Source organism: Saccharopolyspora elongata, assembly GCF_004348985.1.
GTDB classification, from domain to species: domain Bacteria; phylum Actinomycetota; class Actinomycetes; order Mycobacteriales; family Pseudonocardiaceae; genus Saccharopolyspora; species Saccharopolyspora elongata.
Window position 1 is genome coordinate 95,314 of record NZ_SMKW01000030.1, and the last position, 18,138, is coordinate 113,451.

Consider the following 18,138-nt stretch of genomic DNA (forward strand, 5'->3'; position numbering starts at 1 on the left):
CGGGAAGGCCAGAGCGATGAGTTCCGCGGCACCGCGAGGTCTGCACCTCCAGGAGCGGTTCGCGAGAGGAGCACACGATGGACGAGCAGTTCACCGCGACGCTGCAGAAGAGCCCGAACCGGGGCGGCTGGACCTACGTGGTCTGGCCGCGGTCGGCCGAGTACTTCGGCACCCGCGGCCTCGTGAAGGTCCGGGGCACGATCGACGGCCGGCCGTTCCGGAGCTCGTTCATGGCGCTGGGCGACGGCACGCACAAGCTTCCGGTGAAGGCCGACGTCCGCAAGGCGATCGGCAAGGAGGCCGGCGCCGAGGTGACCGTCCGCCTGCTGGAGCGGATCTTCGACTGAGGCCGGTCGACAAACCGCATCCCGGCTCGCGCGTCACACGGACGTGACCGCAATGGAGCAGAGGGAACCGGTGGAGATCAAGTCGGCCTGGGCGTGGGCGGGGTTCGCGGCGCTCGGGGCGTTGCCGGCGGCGATCGTGACGACCTGGTACGGCCTCCACGCCGTCGGCAGCTTGTGGAAGAAGTGCGACCTCGTGGACGCCAGCGGTGGGGTGGTGATCACCTTCGTGGTGCTGCCGGTGGCGCTACTGCTGCACGTGGCGCTGGGACTGGTGATCCCGGTCGGCGTGGTGATCGGGTTGGCGGCGACGGTGCTCGCACCGGTCGTGGTCATGGGCGTTGCGAAGGCCCAGATCCCGCCCGGCTACCCGACGACCTGCAGCGAACTCGGCAACGGCTGATGGTCCCACTTCCGGCAATAACGGGAAAAACAACGATGCAACCAAACGACCTTCCGGGCGTCTAATGACCGGGAGCGCGTGGGAGCGCGGGAGGGAGGCAACTGGGGGTGCCTCCCTCCCGCCGGCCGAGCTCCTCGAGGGGATACTGCCCCGATGACTGCCTTCTACCACGTGTGCTTCGTCGTGCCCGACGTCGAGAAGGCGATGCGCGACTTCGAGTCGTCCGCGGGCGTCGAGTGGAACGAACCGCAGGCCGCCCGGCTCGGGGACTGGGACTACCGGATCGTCTTCACCAAGGGCGGGGCGCCGTTCATCGAGCTGATCGAGGGCCCGCCGGGCAGCCCGTGGGACGCGTCCGCGGACGCCAGGTTCGACCACCTCGGCTACTGGACGAGTTCGCTGGAGACCGGCGCGCGCCGGCTCGCCGGCCAGGGTCTGCCGGAGGAGTTCTCGGGTTGCCCGTACGGCAGGGCCTTCGCGTACCACCGGATGGACTCGATCGGGGCTCGCATCGAACTCGTAGACGCATCCCGCCAGCCGCAGTTCCTGGAAACCTGGAACCCGGCCGGCGCCCCGATGCCCGCCATCGACGAGCATCCCTGACGAGGTGAAGGCGCCCTTTGCGCCGGGCGCCTGAAGCAACGCGGGCGGCTGTGCTCTGGCCAGCGTGCCGGGACGGTTTCCGGCCCATTGCGAACCGCCCGATGCCTGAGGCGGCTCCGCAGCGGAACAGCACTGCCGGACTGCTGCGGGACATCGGCGAAGGCTTTCGGTTCGTGTTCTCCCACCGATCCTTCGTGCTGTCGCCTGCGACGGATCCAGTGTGGTGCTGTTCCAGTTCGGCCTGATGAGTGCCCGTGAGTGCTTTTGGTTGCTATGGCAGCACAAAGTACTCACGGCTCCCGGCCAGGCCGAACAATGATCCCGGGTGTTCGCCCGGTGTTCGGCGGTCGGTGGGCAGCGGATCTCGGCATGGTCATCTTCCCGTTCCAGGCTGGGTCGCCACCCATCCCGAGGAGCCCGTCATGCGAATCGCCCGTGCAGGCGTGATCGCCGCTTCGCTGGCCGCCTGCGCCGGTCTGCTGGTGTCAGCCGCGAACGCCGCTGGCCCGTCGGGGCGCGAAGACCTGCGGATGAACCAGATCCAGGTCATCGGCACGCACAACAGCTACCACCGCGAGCTCTCCCGCGCCGAACAGCTCCACCAGTCCGCATCCGACAACCTCTGGTACTCCCACGCATCGCTGCCGGTGCAGTTCGAGCGCCAGTCGGTGCGGCACATCGAGCTCGACCTGACGCCCGACAGCGACCGGGGCGGCCTCTACACCGCCCCGATCATCCGCCGCGACGCCGGGCTGGGGCCGCTCACCGACCCCGATCTGGCCGGGCCGGGGATCAAGGTCATGCACTGGGCCGACCACGACTACGCCACGTCCTGCTCGACGCTGGTCAACTGCCTGCGCCAGGCCCGCGGCTGGTCCGAGGCGCATCCCGGGCACGCCCCGATCCCGGTCCTGCTGGAGCTCAAGCAGACCGACCCGGCGATGGAGCAGCTCGGCGGCCCGGATTCCCCGCCGTGGGACGCCAAGCGGTTCGCCGACCTGGACGCGGAGATCCGCTCGGTGATCCCGGCCGACCAGATGATCACCCCGGACGACGTCCGCAAGCCGGGCCTCACGCTGGAGCAGTCGGTGCTGCGCTTCGGCTGGCCGAAGCTCGCCGAGGCCCGCGGCAAGTTCGTCTTCCTGATGGACAACAGCGATCCCCGGCAGCAGGCGCCGTACCTGGAGAACCGGCCCAACCTCGAAGGCCGCGTGCTGTTCACCAATTCCGCGCCAGGCCGGCCAGACGCGGCATTCATCTCGCAGAACGACCCCACCGGCGCGAACGGCGCGCGGATCCGGGACCTGGTGAAGCGCGGGTACCTGGTGCGCACCCGCTCGGACGTGCCGCTGGCCGAAGCCACCACCGGCGATACCGCCCGCCTGGAAGCGGCGCTGGCCAGCGGAGCGCAGATCGTCAGCACGGACTTCCCGGCACCGGGCCTGGCCGCCCGCTACGGCTCCGACTACGTCGCCGAACTCGGCACCCCGGCGCGCTGCAACCCGGTGAACGCGCCCCGATCCTGCCGCTCCGACCAGCTGGAACGGTGACCGAGCGAACGGCCCGTTCACGCCGCCAACCGCGACGAACGGTCCGTTCGCTCCGGGCTCTGATGTGTTCGGGTTGGGGTGAGCGGACTGTTCGCGCCGTCTATCGAGGTGAACGGTCCGTTCGCGCCGGGCTCCGATGTGTTCGGGTTGAGGCGAACGGACCGTCCACGCCGTCTATGGAGGCAAACGGTCCGTTCGCTCCATCCCCGCCATCGCCCGGTAAGCGGGGCGGAGGAGCTCGACGGCGGGCTCGTCCCCGATCTGCACCGGCAGCGGGTCGAGCTCGTCGAGCAGCGCGTCCGGTGCGGTCGGCTCCGTGCCGGGAGTTGCGGGCGCCGCCGGAGATTCCGGCGCGCTCCAGAAGGTTTCCGGGCGTTCCGACAGCGGCGCCGCCTCGTCGGGCTCCTCCGCCGCCGGACCGGACACGCTGCCGCGCAGCGCCCGCAGCCGGTCCAGCAGCTCCTCGCGCCCCCGGCCGCGCCAGGCGAGGATCTGGAACGGGTCCTCGTCGAACGACTCGGCCACCAGGTAGCAGGCCGCCGCCAGGTGCTTGCACGGGATTTCCCAGTCCGGGCAGGAACAATCCATCGTCAGTTCCCGCATCGTCGTCGGGAACAGCTGCAGCCCGAGCTCGTCGAAGACCTGCTCGACGTCCGTCGGCATCTCCCCGGCCAGCAGCTTCGCCGCGTACAGCGCCTGCCCGGCCAGCGCCCGCTCGATCCGCTCCCACTCGTCCGCGGTGAACGCCTTGATCGCGATCCGCGCCCGGTAGGGCTCCGGGCGGGAACCCTGCACCAGCGCGACTACCAAGCTGGTCGACAGCGTCAGGTTCAGCACCTGCCCGGCGCGCGCGTACCGCTTGCCGCGCTGCAGCCGGCCGCCCATGCCGAAGGACTCCAGCACCTCGATGAACCGCCGCGACCACCAGGTCTGCGCGATCTCGCCGCGCTTGCTGCGCGCTTTGATGCCGCCCTCGACGCGGATCGGCTTCGCGGCGGGCGGGAACCGGCGCCACTCATTCACCGACGGCCTCCGCCTCCAGCGCGACCAGGTCGCGCAGCTCGCGGGTGGACAGCTCGGTCAGCCAGTTCTCGCCGGAGCCGACGACCAGCTGCGCCAACGCCTTCTTGTCCTCGATCATCCGGTCGATCTTCTCCTCCAGGGTGCCGATGCAGGTCAGCTTGCGGACCTGCACGTCCCGGCGCTGGCCGATGCGGAACGCCCGGTCGGTGGCCTGGTCCTCGACGGCCGGGTTCCACCACCGGTCCAGGTGGATGACGTGGTTGGCGGCGGTGAGCGTCAGCCCGGTGCCGCCGGCCTTCAGCGACAGCAGGAAGATCGACGGCCCGTCGGATTCCTGGAACCGCCGGACCATCTCGTCGCGGGCCTTCTTCGGCGTGCCGCCGTGCAGGAACAGCACCTCGGTGTCGAACCGCGCCGACAGGTGCGGCACCAGCATCCCGCCGAACCCGGCGAACTGCGTGAAGCACAGCGCCTTGTCGCCGTCGGCCAGCACGGATTCGAGGATTTCCTCCAGCCGCAACAACTTCCCCGACCGGCCGGGCAGCGGTGAGCCGTCGCCGAGCAGCTGCGCCGGGTGGTTGCACACCTGCTTGAGCTTGGACATCGTCGCCAGCACCAGCCCGCGGCGCTCCATGCCATCGCTGTCGTCGATGCGTGCCAGCATGTCGTCGACCACCGCCTGGTACAGCGACGCCTGCTCGGCGGTGAGGTTGCACAGCTGCTTCATCTCGATCTTGTCCGGCAGGTCGCCGATGATCGCCGGGTCGGTCTTCAGCCGCCGCAGCACGAATGGCCCGGTGATACGCCGCAACCGGGCCGCGGCGTCGGTGTCGCCGTCGCGTTCCACCGGCACCGCGAACCGGGCCCGGAACGTGCTCAGCGAGCCCAGCACGCCGGGGTTCGCGAAGTCCATGATGGACCAGAGCTCGGCGAGCCGGTTCTCCACCGGCGTGCCGGTCAGCGCGATCCGCTGCCGGGCCGACAGGCCACGCACCGCCTTGGCCTGCCGGGAGGCGCTGTTCTTGATGTTCTGCGCCTCGTCGAGCACCACCCGCTCCCAGCGGATCTCCCGCAGCACGGCCGAATCCCGCGCGGCCAGCGGATACGTCGTGATGACGAGGTCCTGCCCACCGACTTCTTCCATCAGGTCCTCGCCACCGAGCCGCCCGCCGCCGTGGTGGACGTGCACCTTCAGCGCCGGCGCGAACCTGGCCGCCTCCCGCTGCCAGTTGCCGACCACCGACATGGGGCAGACCAGCAGCGTCGGGCCGCGCGAGCCCTCCGAGCGCGCCAGCGCTTCCAGCGCCAGCAGCTGCACGGTCTTGCCGAGGCCCATGTCGTCGGCGAGGCAGGCGCCCAGGCCCAGCCGGTCCAGGAACGCCAGCCAGGCCAGGCCGCGGCGCTGGTACGGGCGCAGCGTCGCGGTGAAACCCGCCGGCGGCTCAACGGGTTCCAGGTACTGCTCGGCCTGCCCGGACAGCAGGTCCCCGAGCCACCCGTGCCCGCTCACCTCGACCACCGGCATCGGCAGGTCGCCGTCCTCGGAATGCATCCCGGCCTGCAGCAGCACCTCGCCGGCGGTCATCTGACCGGTGCCGGAGCGCTGCAGGAACGCCAGCCCGGCGGCCAGCCGCTTGCGGTCGACCTGGACCCACCTGCCGCGCACCCGCACCAGCGGGACCTTCGCGGCGGCCAGCTCCGCCAGCTCGGACTCGGTCAGCCGCTCGTTGCCCAGCGCGAGGTCCCAGCGGTAGTCGACGACGGCGTCCATGCCGAGCCCGGATTCCTTCGACACGGTCCCGGCGGTGCCGGAACTGGTCGCGGTCAGCTTCAGCCCGAGCTGCTGCGTGCGGCCCCACCAGGACGGCAGCAGCACGCCGAAGCCGGCCTGGTCCAGCAGCGCCGCGCTGGTGAGGAACTCGTACGCCCCGGCGGCGTCCAGGAACAATTCGGTGGGGTGCGGGACGACCAGCGCCGCGTCGAGCCCGGGGAAGACCCGGCTCGCCTTGCCGAGGTCGGCGAGCAGCAACTCCTGCGGCTGCGCGACCCACCGCTGCAGGACCCGGCTTTCCTCCCGCCACACCTCGTTCGCGGACACCAGGACGCTCGGGTCGTCGACGGCCTGGAGCAGGAACTCCAGCCGCCACTGGTCGTCGTCCTCCGGGGCGTGCAACCGGAAGCAGGTCCGCACCGGGCTTTCCCGAGCACCGCTGGCGCGCCAGGTCTCCAGCCGGCGGGCGAGCTTCCGCACCTGCGCGGGATCGCCGTCGAACCGCGGCTCGTGGGCCAGCGCGTTCAGCCACGCCGCGGCGACGGTCCGGCCGCCGGGCATCCCGACGTCGGCGACCCGGGCGCGGGCGATGCCGTCGACCAGCGAATCGAGAGCCGTGCGCAGGACGTCCGCAGGTGGGTCGCCGCGTTCGCAGCGGAAGGCCTGCGGCATGGAATCCCGCAGCGCCACGAAACGCGCCGAATCCGTGCCGGACAACGCAGCGTGCCAGCGCGCTGCGGGCCGCTCGGCCTCGAAGACCAGCGCGGGCAGCACCCGTCCCTGCAACACCACCTGCTCGGCGAATCCGGCGACGCTGTGGAGGAAATGCGCGGAGGCGCCCAACCGGGAGCCGGGCACGCCTTCATCGAGCAGTGCGAGCACGGCCGCGGGGCTGCACGACACGGCAGGAACCAGCCATTCCCGCAGCCGCAGCTTGCCGCGCGGTGTCGGTCCGGCCGTCAGCGGATCCCGCACCAGCTCGGGAGATGCGACCGGCGCGGAGGCGTAGGAGGGCAGCTGGAGGCGGACGGAGTCGACCTTGAGCTGATCGCCGGGCAGCGCGTCCCGAAGCGCCTCGCCGGGCACGGCGAAGGGATGTGCCACGGTGCCGCTAGGCGCGCGCCCGGCCACCCGCGCCGGAAGCCCGGAATCCTCCGCCCACAGCACCAGACGTCCGTCCACAGTGCACAATCCGTGCACGGCCCACACGGCCGAACCTCCTTCGGTGGTCGTGAGACGTCACCCGACCATGCCTGCAGTTTCAATTGAAACTGCGGACACCGGGGACTGTCACGGCGCGATCTCCCGCCAGCGGTTGGTCAGCGGCAGCCGCCGGTCCCGGCCGAACGCCTTGAACGTGATCTTGGTGCCCGGCGGGTACTGCCGGCGCTTGTACTCCGCCCGGTCCACCATCTGCAGCACCCGCTCGACCAGCTCGGCGTCGAACCCGTCCGCGATCAGGTCCGCGTAACCGCGGTCGCCCTCCACGTAGCCGTCCAGCACCACGTCCAGCACGTCGTACTCCGGCAGCGAATCCTGGTCCACCTGGTCCGGCCGCAGCTCCGCCGACGGCGCCTTGGTGATCGAGTTCTCCGGGATCGGCGGCACCTCGCCGCGCTTCTCCGCATCGGCGTTGCGCCACTTCGCCAGCTTCCACACCAGCGTCTTCGGCACATCCTTGATCGGCGCGAACGCGCCCACCGCGTCCCCGTAGATCGTCGAGTAACCCACCGCCAGCTCGGTCTTGTTACCGGTGGCCAGCACCAGGTGCCCGCGCTGGTTCGACAGCGCCATCAGCAGCACGCCCCGGGCGCGCGCCTGCACGTTCTCCTCGGCGAGCCCGGTCAGCTCCAGCTGCCGCACGTACACGTCGACCATGTCCGCGATCGGATGCACCTCGAAGTGGCAGCCGATCCGCTTCGCCAGCTCGGCGGCGTCCGACCGCGAGTGCTCCGACGAGTAGTTCGACGGCATCGACACCCCGTGCACGGCGTCCGCGCCGAGCGCATCGGCGGCCAGCGCGGCGACCACCGCGGAGTCGATCCCGCCGGAGAAGCCGAAGGTCACCGACCGGAACCCGTTCTTGTGCACGTAGTCGCGCAGCCCGGTGACCAGCGCCGACCACACCTCGGCCACGTCGTCGAGCGGCTCGGCGGGCGGCAGCGCGGGCACCGGCTCGTAATGCGGCAGCGGCTCCGGCTGCAGCACGATCCGCTGGACGTCGAAGGCGGGCATCCGCATCGGGCCCGGCTCGGCGGGCACGGTGGTCGAGGTGTGCCCGCCCGCGGTCAGCTCCAGGTCCAGCAGCGTCAGGTGCTCGGCGAACTGCGGCGCCCGGGCGAGGATCTCGCCGTCCGGCGTGGCGACCATGGAATCGCCGTCGAACACCAGCTCGTCCTGCGCGCCGACCAGGTTCACGTACGCCATCGGCGCGCCGGCCTCGGCGGCCCGCCGGATGACCAGCGGGGTGCGCACGTCGTCCTTGGCGCGCTCGTACGGCGAACCGTTGATGCACACCACGAGGTCCACGCCGACCTTGCCCAGCGCGGCTACCGGTCCGCCGTTCTGCCAGATGTCCTCGCAGATGACCACGCCGACGTCCAGGCCGTGCAGCCGCACGATCGGCAGGTCGAAGCCGGGCGCGAAGTAGCGGGCCTCGTCGAACACGCCGTAGTTCGGCAGGTGGTGCTTGTGGTAGGTCGTGACGACCTCGCCGCCGTAGAGCAGCGACGCCGAGTTGCGCGGCCCTTCGTCGTCGCGACCGAGGTGCCCGACGACGACCAGCGCGTCACCGCAGCCGGCGTCCTGCAAGCGCCGGGCCAGCACCTCGAGCTCGGAGAGGTTCGCGGCGGCGAACGACTTGCGCAGCGCGAGATCCTCGACCGGATAGCCGGAGAGCACCATCTCGGGGAAGGCCACGAGGTGGGCGCCGTCCTGCACGGCGCGGCGGGTCCAGTCCAAGACCATCGAACTGTTGCCGGCGATGTCGCCGACGCATGCGTTGACCTGTGCGAGTGCGATGCGCAGCTGGGGCATGCACCCATCTTCGCGCACGCCGCACGCCTGCGTCGTGCTGCCCGGTGTGAGCCGCGCCGCGCGATGCGTGTCACGATTCGTGAGTGAACCGCCTACTGACCGTGCTGTCCGTGGTGGCCCTGCTGGGCGCGGCCGCGTGCAGCCCGCCCGCGCGAGATACAGCACCGCTGCAGCCGCACACCGAGCACAAGGGCCCGGCCGGACCGGTGCCGGCGGGCTTGGAGCGGTACTACGGGCAGACATTGTCATGGGGGCCCTGCGCCCCGTACGCGACGTCCGACAGCGACCGGACCGCCTTCGACGACACCGGCCTGGAGTGCGCGCGGCTGGAAGTCCCGATGGACTACGCCGAACCCCAGGGGCAGGCGATCACGCTCGGCATCCTGCGCAAGCCGGGCACCGACCAGGAGCACCGGGTCGGTTCGCTGCTGCTGAACCCGGGCGGCCCGGGTGCATCCGGGATGAGCGCGGCCGCGAGCGTCGCCTCGTCGGTCGAGCAGACCGACCTGGGCGAGCGGTTCGACCTGATCGGGTTCGACCCGCGCGGCATCGGCGCCTCCGAGCCGGCGGTGAGCTGCCTGACCGGCCCGGAGCGCGACGCCGAGCGGCTCGACTCCGACGCGGACACCTCGCCCGCCGGGATCGCCGAGACCGAGCACGAGGAGCGCGACTACGCGGGCAAGTGCGCGGAACGCACCGGCGCCGAGATGCTGGCCAACGTCGGCAGCCGCGAGGTCGCCAAGGACATGGACGTGCTGCGTTCGGTGCTCGGCGACCAGAAGCTGACCTACCTCGGCTACTCCTACGGCACCCGGATCGGCGCGGAGTACGCGGAGACCTTCCCCGGCAACGTGCGGGCGATGGTGCTCGACGGCGCGCTCGACCCCGGGCAGTCCACGATCGACCAGCTGGTCGCCCAGGGCGCCGGTTTCCAGCGCGCCTTCAACGACTTCGCCGCGTGGTGCGCCAAGCGCCAGCGGTGCTCCCTGGGCTCCGACCCGGCGCAGGCCGTCGCGGTGTTCCAGCAGCTCACCCGCCCGCTGGTGGACCACCCGGCCCCGGCCGGTGATGGCCGCGAGCTGTCCTACAAGGACGCCACCATGGCGGCGATCCAGGCGCTGTACGCGCCGAGCCTCTGGGACCAGCTGGACAACGGGCTCAACGAGCTCCGGCAGGGCAGCGGCCGGCGGCTGCTGGCCCTCGCGGACAACTACTTCAGCCGCGAGAGCAACGGGCAGTACACGAACACCACCGACGCGTTCGACGCCGTGCACTGCGTCGACGACCAGCGCGTCGAGGACCCGGCGATCCTCCGCGAGGCGGACCGCCGCTACCGCGAGGTGGCGCCGTTCCTGGACAACGGGAACCCGCCCAGCGGGGCGCGCGACAAGTGCGCGTTCTGGCCCGTCCCGGTCACCGGCGAGGCCACGGAGCCGGAGGTGGGGGCGTTGCCGCCGACGCTGGTCATCTCCACCACCGGCGACCCCGCCACGCCCTACCAGGCCGGCGTGAAGCTCGCGGAAGCCCTGCACGGCCGCCTGCTGACCTTCGAGGGCACCCAGCACACGGTCTTCATGCAGGGCGTCACCTGCGTGGACGACGCGACCACGAAGTACCTGGTCGACCTGACCCTCCCGGCCGAAGGGACGCGCTGCACCTCGAACGGATGACCTCGTTCCGACCGAAGGGCGCCTCCGACCTGGCAATTGGGTCAGTGGCGCCCTTCGCGCATCACTCGTCAGGGTCAATCGAAAGAACTCTGGTGAAGTAGATCACATGCGGCTTATGGTCTGGGACATGGACAAAGCGGACGATGCGGGCCGACCGGCCGACGCGCAGAGCGTGACATCGGTGCTGCTGTCCGGCAGCACGTACCGGGGTCTGGGCGAACAGGTGCTCTCTCCGGCGGAGGAGCGGTTCGAACGGGCTCGCCGCACCACCGGGCTGCTCCTCGCCCCGGTGCTGACCATCGCGTTCCTCCTGATACCCACCCAACTCGAACCGGCCCAGCACAAGCTCGCCGCGGTGCTACTCGGCGTCATCGTGCTGTGGGTGTGCGAACCCGTGCCGATCCCGGTCGGTGGCCTCATCGGCGTCGCAGCCGTCGTCATCCTCGGCGTCATGCCACCCGACGACGTGCTCGCGCCGTTCGGGTCGTCGACGGTGTTCACCTTCATCGGAGCGTTCATCCTCGCCCAGGCGATGCTCCGGCACGGCGTGGCCAGGCGCTTCGCCTTCAGCATCCTGTCCCTGCCGGGAGTCGGCCGCAGCACCTCGCGGGTGATCATCGCCTTCGGGGTGATCACCTGCCTGCTCTCGTCGGTCGTGTCCAACACGGCCACGGTCGCGATGCTGCTGCCCACCGCGGTCGGCATCCTGGCGGTGATCGCGGAGCTCGTGCGCCAGAAACTGCCGGAGGGTGCCAACTTCGACCCGCTCCGGCTGCGGGTCGGCGTGGCGCTGATGCTGATGCTCGCCTACGGCGCCAGCGTCGGGGGCCTGCTCACACCGATCGGCTCACCACCGAACCTGATCGGCCGCGGCCTGATCGAGGAGGCCACCGGGGAACGCATCTCCTTCCTGCAGTGGATGGCCATGGCCGCGCCGGTGTGCGTGCCGATGTTCCTGGTCCTGGCGGGCACCCTGCTGCTGCTCAACCGGCCGGAGATCAACAAGCTGTCCGGCGTCGAGGACTACGTCTCCGGCGAACGGGCCAAGCTCGGCCCGCTGTCCAGGGCCGAGAAGAACACGCTGATCGCCTTCGGCATCACCGTCGCGCTGTGGGTGACCCCCGGCGTGGTCGCGCTGATCGCGGGCAACGACTCGGCGGCGTACGACGCGGTCAGCGAACGCCTCGACGAGGGCATCGTCGCGGTCCTCGGCGCCGCACTGCTGTTCGTGCTGCCGACCGACTGGTCCAAGCGGCGGTTCACGCTGACCTGGACCGAGGCCAGCCGGATCGACTGGGGAACCGTGGTGCTGTTCGGCACCGGCATCATCTTCGGCTCCCTGCTGTCGGAGACCGGGCTCGCCAAGACCATCGGCGAGGGCGCCGCGAGCAACCTCGGCTTCACCAGCGGCGTCGCCATCACGGTGTTCGCGATCGTGCTGGCGGTGCTGGTGTCGGAGACGACGTCGAACACCGCCTCGGCGGCGGTGGTCGTCCCGATCGTCATCCCGGTGGCGCTGGCTGCCGGGGCGAATCCGTTCGTGCCCGCTCTGGCTGCCACCTTCGCGGCCTCGTTCGGGTTCATGCTGCCGGTGTCCACGCCGCAGAACGCGATCGTCTACGGGTCGGGGGCGGTCCCGATCACCAAGATGATCCGCTCCGGCGCGGTCTTCGACGTCGCCGGGGCGATCCTCATCGGGCTGATCCTGCCCCTCCTGGTCGCCGCGGTCGGCTTCGGCTAGGCCGGCTGCCGCTCGGCGAGCGGCCCGCTCGGGCCGCTCGCCGAGGCCATCTTTCCCGGGGTTCATGGACCAGTTACGCACTTGGCCGGTGCAGCTCTTAGGCTGCGTGCATGAACCGCCAGCAGGAGTTCGTGCTCCGCACCTTGGAGGAACGTGACATCCGCTTCGTGCGGCTGTGGTTCACCGACGTCCTGGGCATGCTCAAATCGGTGGCGATCTCGCCCGCCGAGCTAGAGGGTGCCTTCGCCGAGGGCATCGGGTTCGACGGCTCGGCCATCGAGGGCTTCGCCCGGGTCTACGAATCGGACATGGTCGCCAAGCCGGACCCCACCACCTTCCAGGTGCTGCCGTGGGAGACCCCGGACGGCGAGCACTACTCGGCGCGAATGTTCTGCGACATCCACATGCCCGACGGCTCGCCCTGCTGGGCCGACCCTCGGCACGTGCTGCGCCGCACCCTGGCCAAGGCCACCGAGTCCGGCTTCACCTGCTACGTGCACCCGGAGATCGAGTTCTTCCTGCTGAAGAACCTGCCGGACGACGGCACCGAACCGGTGCCCGCCGACTCCGGCGGCTACTTCGACCAGTCCAGCCACGACGCCGCCCCGCACTTCCGGCGCAACGCCATCGAGACCCTGGAGGCGATGGGGATCTCGGTGGAGTTCAGCCACCACGAGGGCGCGCCCGGCCAGCAGGAGATCGACCTGCGCTACGCCGACGCGCTGACCATGGCCGACAACGTGATGACGTTCCGGTACGTGGTCAAGGAGGTCGCGATCACCCAGGGCGTGCGCGCCTCGTTCATGCCGAAGCCGTTCAGCGGGCAGCCCGGCTCGGGCATGCACACCCACTTCAGCCTGTTCGAGGGCGACCAGAACGCCTTCTACCACCCGGAGAACCCGTTCGAGCTGTCCGACATCGGCCGGGCGTTCGTGGCCGGGATCCTGCACCACGCCCGCGAGATCAGCGCCGTGACCAACCAGTGGGTGAACTCCTACAAGCGCCTGGTCGTCGGCGGCGAGGCGCCGACCGCGGTCTGCTGGGGCCACGCGAACCGGTCCGCGCTGGTCCGGGTGCCGATGTACTCGCCGGGCAAGGCGTCCTCGCGCCGCGTCGAGGTCCGCAACCTCGACTCGGCCTGCAACCCGTACCTGGCCTACGCGGTGATCCTCGCGGCCGGGCTGCGCGGCGTGCAGAAGGGCTACGAGCTGCCGCCCGCCACGGAGGACGACGTGTGGGGCCTGACCGAACGGGAGCGGAAGGCGGCCGGCTACGCGAACCTGCCGCAGAACCTCACCGAGGCGCTGACCGAGATGGAGTCCTCCGAGCTGGTCGCGGAAACCCTCGGCGAGCACGTGTTCGACTTCTTCCTGCGCAACAAGCGCGAGGAGTGGAACGCCTACCGCAGCCACGTCACGCCGTACGAGCTCCGCACCCTGATGCCGATGCTCTGAGCGGGGCAGGAGTTCGGCCCGCTCATGGGGTCGTGAGTACTTTGGATCGCTATGGCGACTCAACGTACTCACGACCACTGACCTGCGAAGACTCTCGGCGACTGGGTGCCGGGCGGCACCCGGCGCCGTTCGGCGTGGGCGTGCCCGCCGGAGACCGCGCGTCCCGGTCTGCGAACTCATGGGGTTGGCCGTGTCGCTGCGGCGCGAGGAGCGATAGGTTGCGCCCGTGACTGATTCGCAGGCGCAGCCCGACCCAGTGACTGCGGGGAGCCCCGACGGCAATTCCGCCGTGGAAGCCACCCTGCAATCCGGTGTGCTGGAGCAACCGGCCGAGCTGTTCGGCGAGCCGGAGTGGCCCGCCGAAACGCCGGAGGACCGCGGTGCCCGCACCGTGCTCGGCTGCACCGTCGCGTGCCGCGACCAGCTCCCGGCCGCGCGGGTGCTCCGCGAGACGTTCCGCCGCCACCACCCGAACGCGCAGTTCGCGCTGCTGGTGGTCGACCTGCCGGGCGCGGACCGGCCGGAGCCGGACGGCCTTACCTTCGCCGACATCGGTCTCGACGCGACGGAGTACGCCCGGCTGGCGATGGGCTGCACTGCGGAGCAGCTGCGCAACGTGCTGCGCCCGATGTTCCTGCAGCACCTGCTGAAGTCCGGCGCGACGGTGCTGTACTTCGAACCGTCCGTCCAGCTCTTCGGCCGCTTCGACGATCTCGTCGCGGGCCTGACCCACGAGCGGCCGGTCGCCCTGGTGCCGCGGGTGCTGCGCCCGCTGGCGGTGGACGGCCTGCGCCCCACCCCCGCCGACCTCGCCGAATCGGGCACCTTCGATCCCAGCGCCTTCGCCGTCCGCCCGGGCGCGGAGCAGCTCCTCGCGACGTGGGTGGAGCAGCTGCGGGACGATCCCAGCGCGGCGGCGCCGATGCTGGACGGCGCGCCCGCGCTGGTCGACCACCAGGTGATCCGCGATCCCGGCGTCGGCCTGTCCGTGTGGAACGCGGCCCAGCGCGAGCTGGTGGTGGCGGGCGACGGCCGGCACACCGTGGACGGCACCGCGCTGCGGAGCGTCCACTTCGACGGCTTCCAACCGCAGCGGCCCTGGCTGCTGTCCACGGCCTACGCCGACCGCCCGCGGATCCTGCTCTCCGAGAACCCGGTGCTCGCCGGGCTCTGCGCGGGCTACCGGAACGCGCTGGTCGGGGCCGGGTACACCCGCGAGCAGCCGCACCCGTTCGACGCCCTGCCCGACGGCGTCGTGCTGCCCGCGACGCTGCGCCGCGAGTACCTCGACGCCTGGCAGGCGGACGGCGAACCGCCGCCGAGCCCCTTCGAACCGGACGGCCCGCTGGCGGAGTTCCGGGAGTGGTCGTGCGCCCCGGCCGACGACCGGCAGCGCGCGGCCGGCGGCTCCCGCTGGACCGCGGCGGTGTGGGCGGACGATCCGATCCTGCGGCGCGACTACCCGGACCCCTTCGGCACCAACGCCGAGGCCTTCCACGAGTGGTGCGTCGGCGTCGGCGTGGCCAGCGGCCGGGTCCCGGCCGAGGCGGTGCACCGCAGGATCGACAACCGGGCGGCCCTGGTCGACCAGCTCGGCGTCGCGGTGCTCGGCGACGGGCAACTCGCGGAGCTGATGCGCACCGCGGTCCGCGCATCCGGGCTGCCGTCGGCCGACACGGCCTACTACCCGGTCGTCCTACGCTGCGAACCGGGTCTGCCGGTGCCCGCGGGCAGGTACGTGATCGACGTCCACAACGGAGCCGTCGACACCGCAGATGTGGCGGAAACCTGGGTGCTGTCGGAGAGCGGCCGCGCCGCGGCCCGCCGCAACGGCACGAAGACCAGGGTCGTCGCACTACCGGCGCCGGAACGCGATCGGATCGATTTACCGACGAGGAAGGGCGCCCGCGCCAAGTTCGGGCTGTCCGACGAGTTCGTGTTCGGGGCTTTCGTGGACCACGCGGCCGAGCGGGCGGACAACGCGCTCGGCGTGGTCAGCGCGTTCCTGGCGGCGTTCCCGGAGCGCGACGAGGTGCGCCTGCTCATCGGCGTCGTCGGAGCGGTCGACCACCCGGAAGCGGCCGAGCGCCTGCGCCTGGCGACCGCGACGGATTCCCGGGTTCTGCTGGTGGAAGAGGACCTCGACCTCCACCCGCTGCTGTCCGCGTCGGACTGCTTCGTGTCGTTGCACCGCGGCGAGGCGGGCGACGACCACGTGCTGAGGCTGCTGGAGGTCGCCGCGCACGGAGTGCCGGTGATCGCGGGGGAGCACGGCGCGGTGGCCGAGCTCTTCGGCGTCGAAGCCGCGCGCCTGGTGCCTTGCGCGGGGCCCGGAGAACCGGACATCGAAGCCGCCGCGGAGCTCCTGCGCGCCGCCGCCGACGACCCGGAGACCACCGCGGCATTCGGCGCGGCGGCAAAGGAAAACCTGCTCGCGGTCCACACCGTTGCTCGCGCCGGCGCACGCCTGCGCGAGCGCGTCGAGCAGGCGTACCGGAACTGGCGCACGAAGTGGTCGCGGGACAGCCACGGCCAGTTCGACGACCCGCTGCGCCCGCTGCTGGTGGCGCGGCACGCGCTGCACCGGGCACCGGACGTGGGCGTCAGCAGCCGGAACTCGATGGCCCCGGCGCTGCGCAAGGCCGTGCTCAAGGCGCTGAGCCACTACGACGAGCACATCCGCGACGTCATGCGCTCGCTCGTCGACGGAGTCGAGCAGACCGCCTCCGAGCTGCTCCGCCGGCAGTATGAGGCGGACGGCGAAGGCGACATGGAGGCGGTGCGAGCGGAACTTGCCCAGCTCATCAGGCGCCAGGACCAGCACGGCGCCCAGCTGCTCGGCACCGACGACGGCATGGTCCGAGCTCGGGCCGACCTGGCCGAGCAGCACCGCAGGCTGCGGAAGCTCGAAGCGGGCGAGGGCGGTGATCAGCGCGTGGACGCCCTGGCGGAACGCCTGGACAGCCTGACCGGGGCGGTCGAGCGGATCCTCGATCGGATGGATTCGCTGGAACAGCGCCAAACGGGCGACCAAGACGTGGAGGCGAGCCTCCGCATCGCCTCGCACGATGCGGCGAGCGCCTTGCAACGCACCGACGTCCTGCAACGCATCCTGCTCAGGGAGCACGAACGCAACATCGGAGGCGGCGACGGCACCACGACGCCCGTCCTCTGCGACGCGGGACTGCTGAGGCTGCCGGCCGACGACAGCTTCATGCTTCCGTGGCTGTCGTCGCACTCGACCTGGGACGGCGATGTATCCGCGCTGATCGATTCCCTGCTCGAACCCGACGGCGTCTTCATGGACGTCGGCGCGTACGTGGGCTACCAGACCGTGCGAGTGCTGAGCAGGCTCGGCAACAGCGGTGCGGTCGTCGCGGTCGAGCCGTGCCCGCGAAGCGGCGCACTGCTCAAGCACAACGTCGAAGTCAACGTGCCTGCGGCATGGGGGCACCGGCTGGTGCTGGTGGAAGGCGCGGCATGGGACGGCTCGTGCCAGCTGGCGGCGGAATCGTCGCTCGCAGGCGGCCTGTCGGTCAGCCCACCGGAAGGCGACAAGCCACCGTCCGTGCGCGGCGTCCGGCTCGACCGGGAGCTGGAGAACCACGAGGCGCTGCAGAACCTGAAGCTCTCGGTCGTGCACGTCGACGTGGGCGGGCGGGTGCACCGGGTGCTCGGCGGCCTGGTCCGCCTGCTGCGCCGCGACCGTCCTTCGATCGTGTGCTCCTTCACCCCGGACGCGATCCGCCAGCTGGGTGACGATCCCGGAGCGGCGCTGCGGGAGTTCGGAACCTGGGGCTACGACCTGGTCCCGGTGGGCCGCAATCGGCCGGTATCTGCCCCTGACCTGCTGGAAGCGATCAGCTCGGCGGGTTCGGCGAGCACCGTGAAGCTCTGGCTGCGCCCGAAGCAGAAGTGAACCCGAGATCGTCCGAACGAGCGACGTCAAGAGTCTGACCAGGCGGTTTGACTTTCACGCAGGGTGTGCGTAACTTTCTCTTCGCCGCACGGACGGCCGGACGGAACAGGACGCAAGAGCCTGGCGAGGACGGCCGCGGGAGCGCCCTGGAGATCGGGAACGAACTCCGCGGAGCGCACACCGGCCGGGGCGCGCGGTTTGACACCGCGAAGCGCACCGGGTAACGTAAGGCGGTCGCCAAGTAGACGCCAAGACTACGAGGCACGTTGACAACTCAAGCAACGAGCTCGATCTTCGGAGCGATCAGCGCGGGGTTGACCCCCCTGAAAACGCCGAAATGAGGGCCTGCTAGAGTTACCGACACAAGAAAGCGAAAGAAAATGCTCCCCGGAGCTTTGATCCCTGGTTCAGGGGTTGGGTGATGGTGTGGGTGTGTTCTTTGAGAACTCAACAGCGGACTGTTTTGGTTAGTGTTCTTTTATGCCCCCGACCATTTCGGTGGTTGGTGGTTTCTTTGAGTATGACGCTCGCCCTGTGGGGTTTGAGTGTCTGCTGGGATTGTTCAACAGCATTGTTGGAGAGTTTGATCCTGGCTCAGGACGAACGCTGGCGGCGTGCTTAACA

Annotated in this window: 11 protein-coding genes; 8 read left to right on the top strand and 3 right to left on the bottom strand. The window is 70.6% G+C overall.

Annotated features, from left to right (window positions below):
• Positions 1-77 precede the first annotated feature (77 nt).
• The 4 genes from E1288_RS22555 (at position 78) to E1288_RS22570 (ending at position 2,900) form a co-directional block, all read left to right on the top strand.
• Positions 78-347: a DUF1905 domain-containing protein gene (locus E1288_RS22555; RefSeq protein WP_132488153.1), complete on the top strand. Its 270-nt coding sequence runs from the start codon at positions 78-80 to the stop codon at positions 345-347.
• Positions 348-399: 52 nt separating this feature from the next.
• Entirely contained in the window at positions 400-747 is a 348-nt protein-coding gene (locus tag E1288_RS22560; protein ID WP_132488155.1) for a hypothetical protein, read from the top strand.
• A 153-nt stretch (positions 748-900) separates the two neighbouring features.
• Entirely contained in the window at positions 901-1,350 is a 450-nt protein-coding gene (locus tag E1288_RS22565) for a VOC family protein (RefSeq protein ID WP_132488156.1), read from the top strand.
• A 422-nt stretch (positions 1,351-1,772) separates the two neighbouring features.
• Positions 1,773-2,900: a phosphatidylinositol-specific phospholipase C1-like protein gene (locus tag E1288_RS22570; protein WP_132488158.1), complete on the top strand. Its 1,128-nt coding sequence runs from the start codon at positions 1,773-1,775 to the stop codon at positions 2,898-2,900.
• Between the two features lie 174 nt (positions 2,901-3,074).
• Here the strand turns inward: E1288_RS22570 and E1288_RS22575 are convergent, their stop codons facing one another.
• The 3 genes from E1288_RS22575 to E1288_RS22585 all read right to left on the bottom strand — a co-directional run bounded on the left by E1288_RS22575 (position 3,075) and on the right by E1288_RS22585 (position 8,730).
• Positions 3,075-3,923, bottom strand: coding sequence for an SWIM zinc finger family protein (locus E1288_RS22575; RefSeq protein ID WP_132488160.1), 849 nt, complete (start codon positions 3,921-3,923; stop codon positions 3,075-3,077).
• Complete coding sequence (locus tag E1288_RS22580; protein ID WP_132488162.1) at positions 3,916-6,903, bottom strand: DEAD/DEAH box helicase; 2,988 nt, start codon at positions 6,901-6,903, stop codon at positions 3,916-3,918. Before E1288_RS22580 ends, E1288_RS22575 begins: the two co-directional genes overlap by 8 nt.
• Before the next feature lie 81 nt (positions 6,904-6,984).
• The gene (locus tag E1288_RS22585; RefSeq protein WP_132488164.1) at positions 6,985-8,730 is read right to left on the bottom strand and encodes an NAD+ synthase; all 1,746 of its coding nucleotides are present in this window, start codon (positions 8,728-8,730) and stop codon (positions 6,985-6,987) included.
• Between the two features lie 83 nt (positions 8,731-8,813).
• Here E1288_RS22585 and E1288_RS22590 point away from each other — a divergent pair, with 83 nt between their 5' ends.
• From E1288_RS22590 to E1288_RS22605, 4 genes are all read left to right on the top strand, one after another.
• The gene (locus E1288_RS22590) at positions 8,814-10,400 is read left to right on the top strand and encodes an alpha/beta hydrolase (RefSeq protein ID WP_132488166.1); all 1,587 of its coding nucleotides are present in this window, start codon (positions 8,814-8,816) and stop codon (positions 10,398-10,400) included.
• A gap of 127 nt (positions 10,401-10,527) precedes the next feature.
• Positions 10,528-12,141, top strand: coding sequence for an SLC13 family permease (locus E1288_RS22595; RefSeq protein ID WP_132488168.1), 1,614 nt, complete (start codon positions 10,528-10,530; stop codon positions 12,139-12,141).
• A gap of 110 nt (positions 12,142-12,251) precedes the next feature.
• Positions 12,252-13,595: a glutamine synthetase family protein gene (locus E1288_RS22600; protein WP_132488170.1), complete on the top strand. Its 1,344-nt coding sequence runs from the start codon at positions 12,252-12,254 to the stop codon at positions 13,593-13,595.
• 226 nt (positions 13,596-13,821) lie between these two features.
• The gene (locus E1288_RS22605; RefSeq protein ID WP_132488172.1) at positions 13,822-17,514 is read left to right on the top strand and encodes an FkbM family methyltransferase; all 3,693 of its coding nucleotides are present in this window, start codon (positions 13,822-13,824) and stop codon (positions 17,512-17,514) included.
• The last annotated feature ends 624 nt before the right edge of the window (positions 17,515-18,138 follow it).